Annotated in this window: 12 protein-coding genes; 6 read left to right on the top strand and 6 right to left on the bottom strand. The window is 68.7% G+C overall.

Annotated elements, in window-relative coordinates; genetic code table 11:
- Positions 1-89: 89 nt before the first annotated feature.
- Positions 90-947, top strand: a complete 858-nt coding sequence (locus M3M54_RS00060) for a 3-hydroxybutyryl-CoA dehydrogenase (RefSeq protein ID WP_249020154.1) — start codon at positions 90-92, stop codon at positions 945-947.
- 31 nt (positions 948-978) lie between these two features.
- On the opposite strand, the gene M3M54_RS00055 is transcribed toward M3M54_RS00060, so the two are convergent.
- Positions 979-1,482, bottom strand: a complete 504-nt coding sequence (locus M3M54_RS00055; protein ID WP_249020153.1) for a MarR family winged helix-turn-helix transcriptional regulator — start codon at positions 1,480-1,482, stop codon at positions 979-981.
- Between the two features lie 45 nt (positions 1,483-1,527).
- Between M3M54_RS00055 and M3M54_RS00050 the strand changes: the two genes are divergently transcribed.
- The gene (locus M3M54_RS00050) at positions 1,528-2,724 is read left to right on the top strand and encodes a 4-hydroxybenzoate 3-monooxygenase (RefSeq protein ID WP_371878606.1); all 1,197 of its coding nucleotides are present in this window, start codon (positions 1,528-1,530) and stop codon (positions 2,722-2,724) included.
- On the opposite strand, the gene M3M54_RS00045 is transcribed toward M3M54_RS00050, so the two are convergent.
- Complete coding sequence (locus M3M54_RS00045; protein ID WP_249020151.1) at positions 2,721-3,827, bottom strand: alcohol dehydrogenase catalytic domain-containing protein; 1,107 nt, start codon at positions 3,825-3,827, stop codon at positions 2,721-2,723. The two genes, M3M54_RS00050 and M3M54_RS00045, sit on opposite strands and share 4 nt — an antisense overlap.
- A 204-nt stretch (positions 3,828-4,031) precedes the next feature.
- Between M3M54_RS00045 and M3M54_RS00040 the strand changes: the two genes are divergently transcribed.
- On the top strand, positions 4,032-5,258 hold the full coding sequence (locus M3M54_RS00040; protein WP_249020150.1) for an NAD(P)/FAD-dependent oxidoreductase: 1,227 nt from the start codon (positions 4,032-4,034) through the stop codon (positions 5,256-5,258).
- 87 nt (positions 5,259-5,345) lie between these two features.
- Here the strand turns inward: M3M54_RS00040 and M3M54_RS00035 are convergent, their stop codons facing one another.
- Positions 5,346-8,759: a pyruvate carboxylase gene (locus M3M54_RS00035; RefSeq protein ID WP_371878687.1), complete on the bottom strand. Its 3,414-nt coding sequence runs from the start codon at positions 8,757-8,759 to the stop codon at positions 5,346-5,348.
- Between the two features lie 75 nt (positions 8,760-8,834).
- On the opposite strand from M3M54_RS00035, the gene M3M54_RS00030 reads away from it, so the two are divergent.
- The gene (locus M3M54_RS00030; protein ID WP_249020148.1) at positions 8,835-9,566 is read left to right on the top strand and encodes a haloacid dehalogenase type II; all 732 of its coding nucleotides are present in this window, start codon (positions 8,835-8,837) and stop codon (positions 9,564-9,566) included.
- Between the two features lie 3 nt (positions 9,567-9,569).
- On the opposite strand, the gene M3M54_RS00025 is transcribed toward M3M54_RS00030, so the two are convergent.
- Positions 9,570-10,613 (bottom strand): PLP-dependent aspartate aminotransferase family protein, encoded by a 1,044-nt coding sequence (locus tag M3M54_RS00025; RefSeq protein ID WP_249020147.1) that lies wholly within the window; start codon positions 10,611-10,613, stop codon positions 9,570-9,572.
- Between the two features lie 122 nt (positions 10,614-10,735).
- Here M3M54_RS00025 and M3M54_RS00020 point away from each other — a divergent pair, with 122 nt between their 5' ends.
- Positions 10,736-11,617: an LLM class flavin-dependent oxidoreductase gene (locus tag M3M54_RS00020; RefSeq protein WP_249020146.1), complete on the top strand. Its 882-nt coding sequence runs from the start codon at positions 10,736-10,738 to the stop codon at positions 11,615-11,617.
- A gap of 42 nt (positions 11,618-11,659) precedes the next feature.
- Positions 11,660-12,676 carry an aldo/keto reductase gene (locus tag M3M54_RS00015; protein ID WP_249020145.1) on the top strand — a complete coding sequence of 339 codons (1,017 nt, stop codon included), beginning with the start codon at positions 11,660-11,662 and terminating at the stop codon, positions 12,674-12,676.
- A 143-nt stretch (positions 12,677-12,819) separates the two neighbouring features.
- On the opposite strand, the gene M3M54_RS00010 is transcribed toward M3M54_RS00015, so the two are convergent.
- Both M3M54_RS00010 and M3M54_RS00005 read right to left on the bottom strand, forming a co-directional pair.
- On the bottom strand, positions 12,820-14,736 hold the full coding sequence (locus tag M3M54_RS00010; protein ID WP_249020144.1) for an AMP-binding protein: 1,917 nt from the start codon (positions 14,734-14,736) through the stop codon (positions 12,820-12,822).
- A 30-nt stretch (positions 14,737-14,766) separates the two neighbouring features.
- Positions 14,767-15,417 carry an acetate uptake transporter gene (locus M3M54_RS00005; protein WP_249020143.1) on the bottom strand — a complete coding sequence of 217 codons (651 nt, stop codon included), beginning with the start codon at positions 15,415-15,417 and terminating at the stop codon, positions 14,767-14,769.
- Positions 15,418-15,426 lie beyond the last annotated feature (9 nt).

The following is a 15,426-nucleotide window of genomic DNA, read 5'->3' as shown; positions in this document are numbered from 1 at the left end:
GAGTGCAGATGACAATAGAATAGGCGACCTTCAAACTATCTGAAGGTCACCGACACACATGAGGAGCCCGCAAGCGAGATGATCCTGACATGAGCATCGATCGATTGGCAGTGGTCGGGGCCGGTTTCATGGGCTCCGGGATCGCGGAGTCGGCCGCCGCCGCCGGTGTCGCAGTGACCGTCTTTGAGCCCGAGCTCCCGCCGCTTGAGCGCTCACGCGAGCGACTGGCTGTCTCTGTGGCACGCGCTGTGGAGGCCGGCAAGCGCAGCCGCGAGGAGGCTGACGCGCTGATCGCGCGCATCTCCTACACCACCACGATCGAAGACCTGACACAGGCCGATGCGCTCGTCGAGGCGGTCTACGAGGACCCCGAGCTCAAGGGCAAGCTCTTCGAGCAGCTGGACGCGCTGTTGCCGCAAGCGCGGTTTCTGGCCTCGAACACCTCATCGATCCCGATCGCGGCGCTGGCCGCGCGCACCCGCAGGCCCGAGCGCGTGGTCGGCCTGCACTTCTTCTCGCCGGTGCCGGTGATGAAACTGGTCGAGGTGGTCGCGGCGATCGACACCGACCCGCAGACCGTGACCGACGCAGAGGCGTTCGCAGCGCAGATCGGCAAGCAGCCGATCCGCACCAAGGACCGCGCCGGGTTCGTGGTCAACTTCCTGCTGGTCCCCTACCTGATGGCGGCGGTTCGCATGTACGAGGAGGGCTTCGCCAGCCGCGAGGACATCGACACCGGCATGAAGCTCGGCTGCGGACACCCGATGGGACCGCTCACGCTGTGTGACTTCATCGGCCTGGACGTGCTCCAAGCGGTCTGCGACTCGCTCCTTGACGAGTTCGGACGGCCCGAATACGCCGCACCACCACTGCTCAAGCGGATGGTGACCGCCGGACACCTCGGCCGCAAGAGCGGACGCGGGTTCTACAGCTACGGCGGCGCCTGACCGGCAGCGGGAAGCGAGCCCTGAGGCGCTGTCAGTAGTCGCCAGCGTCGCGCCGCAGCGGCTCGATCAGCGCGAAGAGCTGCTCGCAGGCTCCCAGGTCAAGGGCGCCGAGGCCAAACCCAGCTTCGTTGAGCGCGAGTGTCGCCTGCTCGGCGACGCTGCGGCCATGGTCGGTGATGCGCGCGAGGGTCGCGCGGCGGTCGCTTGAGTGCGCCACCCGCACGACCAGCCCACCGGACTCGAGCTTGTCGATCACGTTGGTGACGCTCGCACGGTGCACCTGCAGCCGCTGTGAGAGCTTGCCGAGCGGCAGCTCCCCGTGACGGCTGTAGAAGAGGACCATCAGCGTCTCATAACGCGGAAAGCTCAGATCAAACGGCGCGAGCAGCGCGTTCAGCCGCGCCATCAGGATCTGCTGGGCGCGCATGATCGAGGTGACCGCCACCATCTGCGGGCCGGCCTGCTGGCCCCAGTGCAGGTCCCACTGGCGGCGGGCCTCGGCGATCGGGTCAAAGTCGAGCTTGTGGTCCGGCATCGGCGGTCGCTCAAGGGTATTGGCCAGCGGGCGGCAGGTCATAAGATGCCCGGGGTGAGCAGCGCGCGCACACAGGTGGCGATCGTCGGCGCGGGCCCCGCCGGGCTGATGCTCTCGCATCTGCTGGGCGCCGCGGGGATCGAGTCGATCGTGATTGACAAGCGCACACGCGAGGCGATCCAGACGACCGTCCGTGCAGGGATCCTCGAGGCCGACACGGTCAGGCTGCTCAGCCAAACCGGTGCAAGCAGCAGGGTGCTGAGCGACGGGCAGCGCCACGACGGGATCGAACTGCGCTTCGCCGGCACCGGCCACAGGATCGACTTCATGGCGCTCACCGGCCGCAGCGTGTGGCTCTATCCCCAACACGAGGTGCTGCGCGACCTGATCGCCGCCCGACTCGCCGACGGCCAGGAGCTCCGCTTCGAGACCGAGGCGGTGCGCGTCGAGGACGACGGGGCGGTCGCGCGCGTGCTCGCCACCGACGCCGACGGCGAGCCGCTCACGATCACGGCCGACTTCGTCGTCGGCGCGGACGGGTCCCGCAGTGTCGCCCGCCGGGCCGTCACCGGCCCGGCGGGCGAGGGCTACTTCCGCGAGTACCCTTTCGCCTGGTTCGGAATCCTCTGCGAGGCGCCGGCAAGCGCACCGGAGCTGATCTACAGCAACTCACCCGAGGGCTTCGCGCTGATCAGCCAGCGCAGCGCCACCGTGCAGCGCATGTACCTGCAATGCGACCCCGACCTCGATCCGCAGTCGTGGAGCGAGGAGCAGATCTGGGAGGCCCTGGAGGCGCGCGTCGCCCCGCATCCGCTGATCCGCGGGCCGATCTTTCAGCGCGACGTGCTGCGCTTTCGCAGCTATGTGGCCAGCAGCCTGAGCAGTGGCCGTGTCGCGCTGGTCGGCGACTGCGCGCACACGGTGCCCCCGACGGGAGCAAAGGGGATGAACCTGGCGATCGCCGACGTGGTGGTCCTCGCGCGGGCGCTGCGGGCGCTGATGCGTAAGCGCGACCGGTCGCTGATCGAAAGCTACGAGCCCGACGTGCTCGAGCGGGTGTGGAAGGCTCAGCACTTCTCCTGGTGGATGACGCAGATGCTGCACCTGACGCCGGAGGCAAGCGAGTTTGATCGCCGCCGCCAGCTCGGAGAGCTCCAATCGGTGGTCTCCTCAGAGGCGGGGCGCCGCTACCTGGCAGAGGCCTACACGGGTTGGCCGCTTGACCTTGAGTCGCTGCTCTAGCGGAACTCGATCACGCTGCGGATCCCGTCCTGGGCCTCCATCAGCTCAAAGGCGTGGTTGACGTCCTCGAGGGCGATCCGGCGGGAGATGAACGCCTCCACGTCGATCTCGCCCGCCAGGTAGCGCTCCACCAGCTCCGGCACCTGGTCCCGGCCCCTGACCCCACCGAAGGACGAGCCCGCGATCCGGCGCCCCTGAATCAGCCAGCGCGGGATCACGTCGAGCGTCTCTCCCTTGCCCGCGACGCCCGCCACCGTGCACAGGCCCCAGCCCATGCGCGCCGACTCGACGGCCTGGCGCATCACCTCGACGCGGCCGGTCGCCTCGAACGTGTAGTCGGCGCCAAAACCGCGGGTCTGCTCGAGGATCTGCGCGACCGTGTCGGGACCAGCCAGCCAGGTGTCCGTGGCCCCATGCGCCGCCGCAAGCTCGAGCCGCTGGGGCGAGAGGTCGACACAGATGATCCGCTGCGCCCGCGCCAGCCGGCAGCCGACAACGGCCCCGAGCCCGACCATCCCAGCACCGAAGACAACGCAGGTCGAGCCCTCGCGTACCGCTGCGGTGTACATCGCCGCCCCCAGTCCCGTCGATAGCCCGCAGGCGAACAGGCACGCCGCCTCAAAAGGGGCCTCGGGGTTGACCTTCGCAAGCGCGATCTCCGGCATCACCGTGTACTGCGCAAAGGTCGAGGTGCCCATGAAGTGCCTGATCGGCACCCCGTCGCGCGAGAGTCGCGTGGTGCCATCGGGCAGGTAGCCCCTGTTCTGCTGCTCGCGGACCGCCAGACACAGGTTCGTGCGGCCGCTCTTGCAGTGCTCGCACTCACGGCACTGGGGCGCAAACAGGGTGACGACGTGGTCGCCGACCGCAAGCGAGCTGACACCGGCGCCGAGCTGCTCGACAACACCTGCCCCCTCATGCCCGAGCACGCAGGGTGCGTACCCGGACGGATCCACACCGGAGGCCGTGTACAGGTCGGTGTGACAGACCCCGCAGGCGGCCAGGCGCACCAGCACCTCGCCCTGGCGGGGCTCGGCGAGCTCGACTTCGGTCACGTTCAGCGGCTTGCCGAACTCCTCCAGTACCGCCGCTCTGATCTTCATCCGCGCCTCCCGGGGGACCGTCGCTCAATTAGATGATCGGTAAATGTTGCAGTTCCACCCGGCGTAGAGTAGATCTCTGGTGAGACACTCGGGCACGCCCGCTGCGGTTAGGGCTGCTGCGCATCTTGGTTGCGCAGGAGGCGTGCATGTGCCGAGTGCTGTGGCCGAGTTGCCGGTGCCGCGGGCGACCGCTACCGTCGCGTGATGGGCGACCGGGCGCGCGTGGTGATTCTCGGCGGCGGGTTCGCCGGGTTGCGAGCGCTGCATCGGCTCCAGGCTCTCGGTGAGCGCGTGGAGCTCGTGCTTGTCGACGCACGGGCAACGAGCCTCGCCCGGCCCGCATTGCCTGAGGTTGCAGTAGCCGGCAAGCTCGTCGATCACGCCCGCTTCCCGCTAGCGCCGCTGCTGGCCCACCACGGCGTGCGATTCGTGAACGAGTCCGCCGAGCGGATCGACGCCGACCAGCGCCAGATCCTGCTGACAGGCGGCGAGACGCTCGCCTACGACCACCTGCTGATAGCGCTCGGCGCGGTCAAGGACTACGACGCGATACCGGGCTTTCGCGAACATGGCTACTCGGTGTGCGACGACGTCGAGGCGCCACGCCTGTATGACGCGCTCAAGCGGTTCCGGGGCGGCCCGATCGTGATCGGCTCGGCGCGCAGCGTGTGGGGAAGCCGCGTGGATGCCCCCCGACTCGCTGCGCCGTGCGAGGGTCCGGTCGCCGAGCTCATGTTCATGATCGACCATGAGCTTCGCCGCCGCGGGCTACGAGAGCAGGCGACACTGCGGGTGTTCAGCCCCGGCGAGGTGTTCTTCGAGGACGTCGGACCCAAGGTGCACGCCGACGTCGAGCCGCTGGTCCACAGCCACGGGATCGAGGTGCAGACCGGCAAGGTGCTCGCCCGCGTCGACGCAGGCGGGGTCGTGTTCAGCGACGGCACGAGCTGGGAGAGCGCCCTCTCGATCGTGCTCCCGCCCTACTCCGGCAACCCGCTGATCAAGCGCTCCGAGCGCCTCGGCGACGAGCAGGGGTTCGTCCCCACCGACAAGACGATGCGCCACCTCGACCTCGACCGCGTCTACGCGGCGGGCGACTGCGCGGCGCTCGCGATGCCAAAGCTCGGCCACATCGCGGTGATGCAGGCCGACGTGGCAGCGGCCGCGATCCGGCACGATCTGACCGGCCAGGGCGAGATCCCGCCGCACCGCCCCGAGGTGTTCTGCATCGCCAACCGAGGCGGCATCCAGGCCACCCTGATCCTCTCCGACACGCTGTTTGGCGGATCGACGGACCTGACCCTCGACGGACCGCTCGCGCACCTCATGAAGTGGAGTTTCGACAGCTACTACTTCCACACCGTCGGCCGTCTGCCGCCCGACCTCCTCAGCGACGGCATGGAATCCTTCCTGCGCCGCCTGCAGCACTGATGGTCGGGGTGAGGTCGTCCGGTCAACCACCCGGTGGGCCCGCCGCCCGCCTCGCTCCCGGCCCAGGCTCGGATTTTGCGACGCGCCCTAAGGGGCTATCTCGAGCATCAGGTCGCGCGCCTCGACATGTCCGGTCTCACGCAACAGCACGCGCGTCACCGTCCCCGAAATCGGGGTCGTGATCGTCGCCTCCATCTTCATCGCCTCGATCATCGCGACCGGCTGGCCGGCCTCCACGCGCTCACCCTCAAGCACCTTGACGGTGGCGCTGCCGGCAAACGGCGCGGCAATGTGCCCCGGGTTCTCCGGATTGGCCTTCTCCGTCTCGCGAACCGCCACCTGGATGCTCTGATCGCGCACGATGATCGGACGCAGCTGGCCGTTGAGCGTCGCCATGACCGTCCGGTAACCGTGGTCATCGGCTTCCGAGATCGCCTCCAGGCCGACGTATAACTGGACGCCGCGAGTTACGGTGACCGACGCCTCGACCCCCGGCGTGAGACCGTAGAGATAGTCGATCGTGCCAAGCGGCGACAGGTCGCCGTAGCGCCTTACAAATTCATCGCGCTGCCTGGTCGGCCCCGGGAAGAGCAGGCGGTTCAGCGTCCGGCGGCGGGTCTGTGGCGAGGCAGCCTCAGCAAGCGCGGTCACATCCTCCTCGGCGAGCGGCTGCTCGCCGACGCCGCTTATGTCGCGGCCACTCAGCACCCTGCTGCGGAACGGCTCCGGCCAGCCGCCGGGTAGGTCGCCGAGCTCGCCTGCCATGAAGCCGATCACGGAGTCGGGGATGTCATAGCGCTCGGGGTGGCGCTCAAAGTCCTCCGGGTCGGCGTCGGCAGCGACCAGCTGCAGCGCCAGGTCGCCCACCACCTTCGACGAGGGTGTGACCTTGGTCGGCCGTCCGAGGATCCGGTTGGCCGCCGCATACCAATCCTCGACCTTCTCGAACTGGTCGCCCAGGCCCAGCGAGATCGCCTGCTGGCGGAGGTTGGAGAGCTGGCCGCCGGGAATCTCGTGCCGGTAGACCCTGCCGGTCGGCCCGGCCAGCCCCGACTCGAACGGCCGGTAGACGCGCCGCACCGCTTCCCAGTAGGGCTCGAGGTCGCAGACGGCCTGTAGCGAAAGGCCGGTGTCGAGCTCGGTGTGGGCGGTGGCGGCAACCAGCGAGGAGAGCGACGGCTGGCTGGTGGTGCCCGACATCGGCGCGCTTGAGGCGTCAACCGCGTCGGCGCCGGCGCGTGCGGCGGCCAGCAGCGTGGCGAGCTGACCGCCAGCGGTGTCGTGGGTGTGGACGTGAATCGGCAGCTGCGGAAAGCGCTCGCGCAGCGCGCCGACGAGGCGCTCGGCGGCGCTCGCGCGCAAAAGCCCCGCCATGTCCTTGATCGCAAGGATGTGCGCGCCCGTCTCGGCGATCCGCTCGGCCAGGCGCAGGTAGTAGTCGAGCGTGTAGAGGTCCTCGGCGGGATCCATCAAATCGCCCGAGTAGCACATCGCGACCTCGGCGACGGTGCTGCCGGTCTCAAGCACCGCCTCGATCGCCGGGCGCATCTGCGAGACGTCGTTGAGCGCGTCGAAGATGCGGAAGATGTCAAGGCCCGAGCGCGCCGCCTCCTGCACGAACGCGCGTGTCACCGCCTCCGGGAAGGGGGTGTAGCCGACGGTGTTGCGGCCACGCAGCAGCATCTGGATGCAGATGTTGGGCAGCGCCTCGCGCAGCGCGTCGAGCCGCTCCCAGGGGTCCTCGCCGAGGAAGCGCAGCGCCACGTCGTAGGTCGCGCCGCCCCAAGCCTCGACCGAGAGAAGCTGCGGCGTCATGCGCGCCACGTGGGGCAGCACCTGGGTGAGGTCGCGGGTGCGCAGCCGCGTCGCCAGCAGGCTCTGGTGCGCGTCACGGAAGGTGGTGTCGGTCACCGCCAACTCGCGCTGGGCACGCAGCGCCTGCGCGAAGGCGGCGGGCCCCAGCGCGAGAAGCGCCTGCCGCGAGCCGGCCGGCGCCGGTGATTCGGCATCGAGCGCCGGCAGCTTGGCGGCCGGATCGATCACGCCCGGATTGGGCCCGTTCGGTTGGTTGACGGTGACGTGCGCGAGCCAGCTCAGGACCTTGGTGCCGCGATCGGCCGACTCGCGGGGCTCGAGCAGCTGCGGGCGCTCCTCGATGAACGAGGTGGAGAGATCGCCGGCGGCAAAGTCGGGGTCCTCGAGCACCGCCTGCACGAACGGGATGTTGGTCGCCACCCCGCGGATCCGGAACTCGGCCAGGCCACGCTTGGCGCGCCGCACGGCGGCGGTGAAGTCCGGGCCGCGCGCGGTCATCTTGGCGAGCATCGAGTCGAAGTGCGGGCTCACGTACACACCGGCGTTGACCGTCCCGCCGTCCAGCCGGATGCCGGCGCCGCCGGGCGAGCGGTAGGTCGTGATCCGTCCGCTGTCGGGGCGGAAGTCGTGCCACGGATCCTCGGTGGTGATCCGGCACTGCAGCGCCGCGCCGCGCACGCGGATGCTCTCCTGGGTGAGGCCGAGGTCGGCGAGCGTCTCACCGGCGGCGATCCGGATCTGCGACTGCACGAGGTCCACATCGGTCACCTCCTCGGTGACGGTGTGCTCGACCTGGATGCGCGGGTTCATCTCGATCAGCACGTGGCGACCCGCGCGCGCGCCCCTGGTGTCGAGCAGGAACTCGACCGTGCCGGCGTTCAGGTAGCCGATTGAACGGGCGAAGGTCACCGCGTCGGCGAGGATCGCCTCGCGCACGGCGGGATCGAGGTTCGGTGCCGGCGCGATCTCAACGACCTTCTGATGGCGGCGCTGCAGCGAACAGTCACGCTCATACAGGTGGATCGTCTCGCCACCTGCGTCGGCGAGGATCTGCACCTCGATGTGGCGGGGACGCAGCACCGCCTGCTCGATGAACATCGACGGGTCACCGAACGCCGCCTGCGCCTCGCGCATCGCCGACTCGAGCGCCGCTCGCAGCTCCTCGCGTGTTTCGACGCGACGCATGCCGCGGCCACCGCCGCCGGCTACCGCCTTGGTGAAGACCGGAAAGCCGATCTCATCGGCGGCATCGAGCAGCGTCTGGATGTCGGTCGTGGCGGGGCTCGAGGCGAGCACCGGCACGCCCGCGGCGATCGCGTGCTGCTTGGCGGTGACCTTGTTGCCGGCCCGCTCGAGCACCGCTGGCGTCGGACCGATGAAGGTCAGGCCGGCGTCGATCGCGGCCTGCGCAAGCTCCGGGCTCTCCGACAGAAACCCGTATCCCGGATAGATCGCGTCGGCCCCGGAGAGCTTCGCCACGCGGATGATCTCGTCGATGTCCAGGTGCGCACGGATCGGGTGCCCGCGCTCGCCGATCAGATAGGCCTCGTCCGCCTTCTGGCGGTGCAGTGACGCGCGGTCCTCCCAGGTGTAGACGGCGACCGTCCGCACCCCGAGCTCGTACGCGGCCCGGAACGCCCTGATCGCGATCTCACCACGGTTGGCCACGAGGATCTTCTCGAACACAGACTGGTTCATATCAAGCATCGCGCCGCCGTGGCGGCAGCGGACAGCACGTCGTCCCGGCATACTCAGCGGTGAATGGCTGGAACGCTCGACCTCACCCGCTTCGAGGTGCTGAGCTTCGACTGCTACGGCACGCTGATCGACTGGGAGGCTGGGATCGCCGCGGTGCTCTCCCCCTGGGCGGCCGAACAGGGGCTCGCGCTCGACGCCGACGCGCTGCTTGCCGCCTACGCCGCCAGCGAGGCGGCGGTGGAGCGCGAGCAGCCGACCGCGCGTTACCCGGACGTGCTCGCCGCGGCCTTCAGGCGCACCGGCGAGGCGCTCGCGGCGCCCGTCAGCGAAGCCTGGGCGCAGCGCCTGGGCGACTCGGTGCCCGACTGGCCCGCCTTCCCGGACTCGCGCGGCGCGCTCGCCCGTTTGGCCGAGCACTACCGGCTGATCATCGTCTCAAACGTCCACCGCGAGGGCTTCGCTGCGAGCAACCGGCGCTTGCAGGGAGACTTCGCGGCGGTGATAACCGCGCAGGACGTGGGCGCCTACAAGCCGGCTCCAAACCACTTCGAGGCCCTCGAGGCAAAGCTCGCGCAGCTCGGCGTCGGCCGCGAGGCGCTGCTGCACGTCGCCCAGAGCCTCTTTCACGACCACGTCCCCGCCCGGCGCCACGGCATCCAGTCGGTGTGGATCAACCGCCGCCGCGATCAGGACGGCTGGGGCGCGACCCCGGAGCCCGACGGCACGGTGGCGTTCGCCGCCGAGTTTCACTCGCTGGCGGCGCTGGCCGAAGCCGCCGACGCGGCGTTCGCCTGACCGTCAGGCGGCGGCGAGCGCCTGCTGCAGATCCGCCCAGAGGTCTTCGACGTCCTCCAGGCCCGCGCTGAGGCGCAACAGGCCTGGCGGCACGCGCTCCCCCTCCCAGCGCGCCCTGGCCTCGAGCGTGGAGGCCACGCCGCCGAGGCTGGTCGCGTTCTCGATCAGCCGCAGGCCGCGCTCGACCGCCGCCGCGGCCTCACCGTCGGCGACGTCGAAGGACAGCAGCGGCCCGTAGGCGCTGACGTAGCGGTCGGCAACCGCGTCACCCAGGCCGGGGTAGCGCACGGTCGCCACGGCGGGATGGCCCGCGAGGCGGCGGGCGAGCTCAAGTGCGCTTGCCGATTGACGCTCGGCCCGCAGGCCGAGCGTCTTCATGCCGCGCAACAGCAGCCAGACGGGGTCGGGGGCGGCGACGATTCCAGAGGCGTTGCGGAAGGCGCGCAGCCGCGCCGCGGCCTCCTGATCGGCGCAGGCGACCACGCCCAAGAGCGCGTCGTGATGGCCGGCGAGGATCTTGCTGGCGCTGTGCAGCACAAGATCGGCGCCGTGCTCGAGCGGCCTGAGCAGCAGCGGGCTCAGCACAGTGTTGTCCACCAGCACGCGCCCACCCGCGGCGTGCACGCGCTCGCACACATGCGCGATGTCCGGGAAGGTCAACATCGGGTTGGAGCAGGGCTCAAGCCACACGAGTTCGGCCTCGGGAGGCTCGCCGGTCTGGTCAAAGACGCTCACCTGAAGCCCCCAGCGCGCGAGCTCGCCGCGCAGCAGCCCGACGGTGCCGTAGTAGCCGCCGTCGGCGACCGCGACACGCGCGCCTGGCTCAAGCAGCGCCAGACACAGGGCCGTGACCGCACCCATACCGGAGGGGAAGAGCAGCGCCTCGCCGCCCTCGAGCTCAGAGAGCCGCTGCTCGGCCTCGAGCCCAACCGGGTGCGCCTCGCGCTGGTAGTAGAAGGGACCCGGCTGGTTCTCCCGGTAGGCATGCACGGTGGCGCGGTCGAGCGCCGGCGGCGTCCCGGCCACGAGCTTGGTCTCAGCCTTCACGGGACGTGAGCGTAGTGCAAGCGCGTAGGCTGTGGACAGACAGGCACCGAGCTCGCGGCCAGCGGGCCGCGAGCTGCCCGGGCCTGCCGATACGCCAGTTCGCACGCAAGACAGGAGATGTGATGACAGAGCCGCTGCGCGTCGGGATCAAGCTCTCCCAGGACGCTCCGATCGAGAGCTACCGGGCCGTCTGGCAGATCGCCGACGAGGCCCGCTTCGATCACTGTTGGGCGATGGACCATCTGGCGAGCATCGGCCCGATCGGCGAGGAGCGGCCGATCTTCGACGGCTGGGAGCTGCTTGCGGCGATGGCGGTGGCGACCTCACACGTGCGCATCGGCCTGCTGGTCACCGGGATCACCTACCGCAACCCGGCGCTGCTGGCGAAGATCGCAACCACGGTCGACCATCTTTCGGGCGGCCGGCTCGAGTTCGGGATCGGCGCCGCGTGGGCCGCCAACGAGCACGAGATGTACGGGATCTCAGGGCTCGATCATCGCGTCGGGCTCTTCTCGGAGGGCCTGCAGATCATCCGCTCGCTGTGGACACAGGAGCGAACCGACTTCAGCGGCCGCTATTTCACGATGAAGAACGCGGTCGCCAACCCCAAGCCGGTGCAGAAGCCCTACCCGCCGATCTGGGTGGGCTCCGGCGGCCCCGCGATGCTGCGGCTCACAGCCCGTCACGCGGACGTGTGGAACGCAAGCGGCCCGGCCGGACGGGATGTGGCGGCGGCGGTGGATGGCTCACGGCAGCTCGACGAGGCGTGCGCGAAGATCGGCCGTGACCCCGCCGAGATCCGCCGGACGGTCCAGCTCGCTGCGGGCAACGACCCGGCGGAGCTTACCGAGCGCATCCACGGCTTCGCGCAGGCCGGTTTCAGCGAGGTCATCGTGATGCTGAGCGGCGGCTCGATGACGACCGCCTCGGACCCGGCGAGGACCGCGGCGATGGTCGCCGAGCAGGTTCTGCCGGAGCTGCGGGCCGCATACCCGTCCGCCTGAGCGGGCCTCAGGCCACATCTGCAAGCGGAGCACAATCTGATCATGGAATATCGCCCCCTGGGACGCACCGGTGTGCACGTCTCGAAGCTCTGCCTAGGCGCGATGATGTTCGGCGCCTGGGGCAACCCTGACCACGACGAGTCGATTCGCATCATCCACGCGGCCCTGGATGCCGGGATCAACTTCGTGGACACCGCCGACATCTACTCCGCCGGCGAGTCCGAGGAGATCGTCGGCAAGGCGCTCAAGGGCCGTCGCGAAGACATCGTGCTCGCCACCAAGTTCTTCATGCCGATGGGCGATGACCCCAACCGACGCGGTGGTTCGCGCCGCTGGATCATGCGTGCGGTCGAGGATTCGCTGCGGCGGCTTAGCACCGACTGGATCGACCTCTACCAGGTCCACAGGCCGGACCCCGCAACCGACGTTGAGGAGACGCTGAGCGCGTTGACAGACCTCGTCCGGCAGGGCAAGGTCCGCTACATCGGCTCCTCCTCATACTCGGCCGGCGAGATCGTCGAGGCGCAATGGACCGCCCGCGAGCGAAAGCTCGAGCGCTTCCGCACCGAACAGCCGCCCTACTCGCTGCTGGTGCGCGGGATCGAACTCGACGTGCTGCCCACCGCGGCGCGCCATGGGATGGGGATCCTCACCTACAGCCCGCTGGCGGGCGGCTGGCTGTCGGGCAGCTGGCACGCCGACAGTGCACCAACCTCCCCCGCCCGCCAGAGGCTCGCCGCGCGCTTCGACATGTCGCTGCCCGAGAACCAGCACAAGCTCCAAGTCGTCGGGGAGTTGCAGCAACTCGCCGACGAAGCCGGACTGTCGATGATCGAGCTGGCAATCGCGTTCGTCGTCAACCATCCGGCCGTCACCTCCGCGATCATCGGGCCGCGCACCCTGGTGCAGCTGGCGAGCCAGCTACCGGCCACGGAGGTCACGCTCGATCCGGGGATCCTGGATCGCATCGACGCGATCATCAAGCCCGGCGTCAACCTGAACCCTGCCGACACCAGCTATGGCGACCACGTTCTGGCCGCTTCAGCGCGCAGACGGTAGGTGAAGCGCCCCCGCGTTGGCATCGAGACCAACCTGGGGGCCGCCACCCGGCCAGCAATCGGCGCGCTTATGTCGGCGACCAACCACGACAGGGGGTGAACGGGAGGCTCTGGGCTCGCCGTCGAGCCCAGAGCCTCCGCCGCTCACTGCTCGGTCACCAGTACGCCCGCGTCGGCGTAGCCGAGCCGCCGCAGCAACGGGACCAAGTCGTCGAGCACGCCCGCGTCCTCGATCGTGGGCGGGACCTTCCAGGCGCGTCCGTCCGCGATCTGGCGGATCGTCGCCCGCAGGATCTTGCCGGAGCGTGTCTTGGGTAGGGCATCGACGACCGCGACCTGCTTCAGGGCCGCCACTGGGCCGAGCCGCTCGCGCACGAGCGCAACCAGTTCGGCGGCAACCTGCGCGTCACGATGCTCAACACCGTTCTTGAGGACCACGAGTCCGAGCGGCACCTGCCCTCTCTGGGCATCCGCCACACCGACGACCGCTGACTCGGCGACATCCTGGTGACTCGAGAGGATCTCCTCGAGCCGCCCCGTCGAGAGACGGTGACCGGCGACGTTGATCACGTCGTCGGTCCTGCCCATCACATACAGATAGCCATCCTCGTCGTAATAGCCCGCGTCAGCGGTTGAGTAATAGCCGGGCTGAGGTGCCAGGTAGGCCTGGATGAAACGCTCCTCACCGTTCCATAGCGTCGGTGTGAAGCCAGGTGGCAGTGGCAGGCGCACGCAGATCGCACCCTGCTCGCCGACAGCCGCAGGCAGACCATCGCTATCGATCACGTGGATCTCGTAGCCGGGAACCGGTTTGGTTGGTGAACCGGGCTTGACCGGCAACAGCTCCAGGCCGACACTGTTTGCCGCCATGGGCCAGCCACTCTCCGTCTGCCACCAATGGTCGACCACGGGCCGTTTGAGATGGTCGGAGGTCCAAACCAGCGTGTCCGGGTCGCACCGCTCACCAGCCAGGAACACGGTCCGCAACGAGCCAAGGTCGTACTCGGCGATCAGCCGGCCGTCCGAGTCCTCGCGCTTGATCGCCCGGACTGCCGTCGGCGCCGTGAACATCACACTGACTCGGTGCTGCTCGATCACCCGCCAGTATGCACCGGCATCGGGAGTTCCGACCGGCTTGCCCTCGTAGAGAACCGTCGTGCAGCCGTGCAGCAACGGTCCGTAGACGATGTAAGAATGGCCGACCACCCAGCCGATGTCGGAGGCCGCCCAGTAGACGTCGCCGGACTGCGCCCCATAAACGGCGTCCATCGACCACGAGAGTGCCACCGCGTGGCCACCGTTGTCGCGCACGATACCTTTCGGGATCCCCGTCGTCCCGGATGTGTAGAGAATGTAGAGCGGGTCGGTGGCACCGACGGGCACGCAGTCGACCGCGGGCGCGCCATCCAGGAACCGTTCGAACTCGATGTCTCGGCCCGGAATCAGGTCGGCCGGCCCCTGCTCGCGCTGCACAACAACGCAGCGTGACTGGTCGGAGCCGACCAGGTCCAGCGCACGGTCGACCAGTGGTTTGTAGGGCATAACCCCAGCAGGGCCGATTCCGCATGAAGCGCATACGATCACCCTCGCGCCGGAGTCAATAATCCGCGAGGCCAGCTCCTCAGCCCCGAAGCCGCCGAAGACGACCGAGTGCACGGCACCCAGTCGCGCGCAGGCGAGCATCGTGAAGACCGCCTCAGGGATCATTGGCATGTAGATAACGACCCGGTCGCCACGGCCCACACCCTCGCGCGCCAGTGCTCCTGCAAGGTGCGAGACGCGGTCCTGGAGCTCAGCGTAGGTGTATGTCCGCACGGTTTCGGTTACCGGGCTGTCATAGATCAACGCCGCCTGCTGTCCACGGCCGTCGCGCACATGGCGGTCGACGGCGTTGAAGCAGGTGTTCAGCTGCCCGTCAGGGAACCACGCCGGGATCGGCGTGTGCGCCTGGTCGAGAATGATCTCCGGGCGACGCTCCCAGTCGATCGCCTCACTTGCCGCGCACCAGAAGCCTTCGGGATCGTTCCGCCACCGGTTATACGTTTCGTCGTAGCGACCCATCGCGCGCTCCTTTCCTCATCGCCTGACTCCCTAGTGCCCAGCCAACGGCCACAGCGGCAGCACCGACCGGCCGTAGGATGCCTCGCACAGTTCGGCGCAGGCGATGTAACCGGCCATCGCCGCCGTGACCAGGCCCAGGTATCCGCCCCAATGAACGAGCGCTGGATGCGCTCCGTAGTTCCCGGCGCCGAGCAGTATGAACGTCACCAGCAGGCTGCTGAGCGCGGCTACCACCATGACATTGGTCTTGAAGGAAGCGAGCAGGATGACAAAGGTGAATATCCCAAACGCATACAGGAACAGCCCCAGCGCGTGACCGACCTGCGCTGGCGGAACACTCTTCAGGAAGTACTGAACGATCGCGAACAGTGACAGCCAGAAGGCCCCGAAGGTAGAGAACAGGACGCCGCCGAAGGTGTTGCCCATGCGTAGCTGAATGATCCCCGCGATGAGCTGTGTGAGACCGCCGAACATCAGCGCAACGCCAAACACCACCGGCTCCACGCCCGCGTTGATCAGGTTTGCGTTGACCATGCTCAGCATGAAGGTTGTTACCGCGAACGCGCACAGGGCCAACGGGCCTGAGTTGCCCCAGGTAAGCGTCTGCGGTGCCTGCAGGACCACCGCCTGTTGCTGTGGTCTTCCATCGGCGACAGCGGTCTCTCTGGTGATACTGGACATTTGGAACTC

This window comes from Conexibacter sp. S30A1, assembly GCF_023330665.1.
In the GTDB taxonomy this organism is placed as follows: domain Bacteria; phylum Actinomycetota; class Thermoleophilia; order Solirubrobacterales; family Solirubrobacteraceae; genus Palsa-465.
Note: the sequence above shows the minus strand (reverse complement) of the source record. Positions and strands in the feature narration are given on the sequence as shown.

Excerpts from the sequence above, each read along its gene's own strand:
- M3M54_RS00010 (WP_249020144.1), bottom strand. The coding sequence starts at position 14,736 with ATGGGTCGCTACGACGAAACGTATAACCGGTGGCGGAACGATCCCGAA.
- M3M54_RS00055 (WP_249020153.1), bottom strand. The coding sequence starts at position 1,482 with ATGCCGGACCACAAGCTCGACTTTGACCCGATCGCCGAGGCCCGCCGC.
- M3M54_RS00060 (WP_249020154.1), top strand. The coding sequence starts at position 90 with ATGAGCATCGATCGATTGGCAGTGGTCGGGGCCGGTTTCATGGGCTCC.
- M3M54_RS00040 (WP_249020150.1), top strand. The coding sequence starts at position 4,032 with ATGGGCGACCGGGCGCGCGTGGTGATTCTCGGCGGCGGGTTCGCCGGG.
- M3M54_RS00030 (WP_249020148.1), top strand. The coding sequence starts at position 8,835 with ATGGCTGGAACGCTCGACCTCACCCGCTTCGAGGTGCTGAGCTTCGAC.
- M3M54_RS00015 (WP_249020145.1), top strand. The coding sequence starts at position 11,660 with ATGGAATATCGCCCCCTGGGACGCACCGGTGTGCACGTCTCGAAGCTC.
- M3M54_RS00050 (WP_371878606.1), top strand. The coding sequence starts at position 1,528 with ATGCCCGGGGTGAGCAGCGCGCGCACACAGGTGGCGATCGTCGGCGCG.
- M3M54_RS00005 (WP_249020143.1), bottom strand. The coding sequence starts at position 15,417 with ATGTCCAGTATCACCAGAGAGACCGCTGTCGCCGATGGAAGACCACAG.
- M3M54_RS00020 (WP_249020146.1), top strand. The coding sequence starts at position 10,736 with ATGACAGAGCCGCTGCGCGTCGGGATCAAGCTCTCCCAGGACGCTCCG.
- M3M54_RS00045 (WP_249020151.1), bottom strand. The coding sequence starts at position 3,827 with ATGAAGATCAGAGCGGCGGTACTGGAGGAGTTCGGCAAGCCGCTGAAC.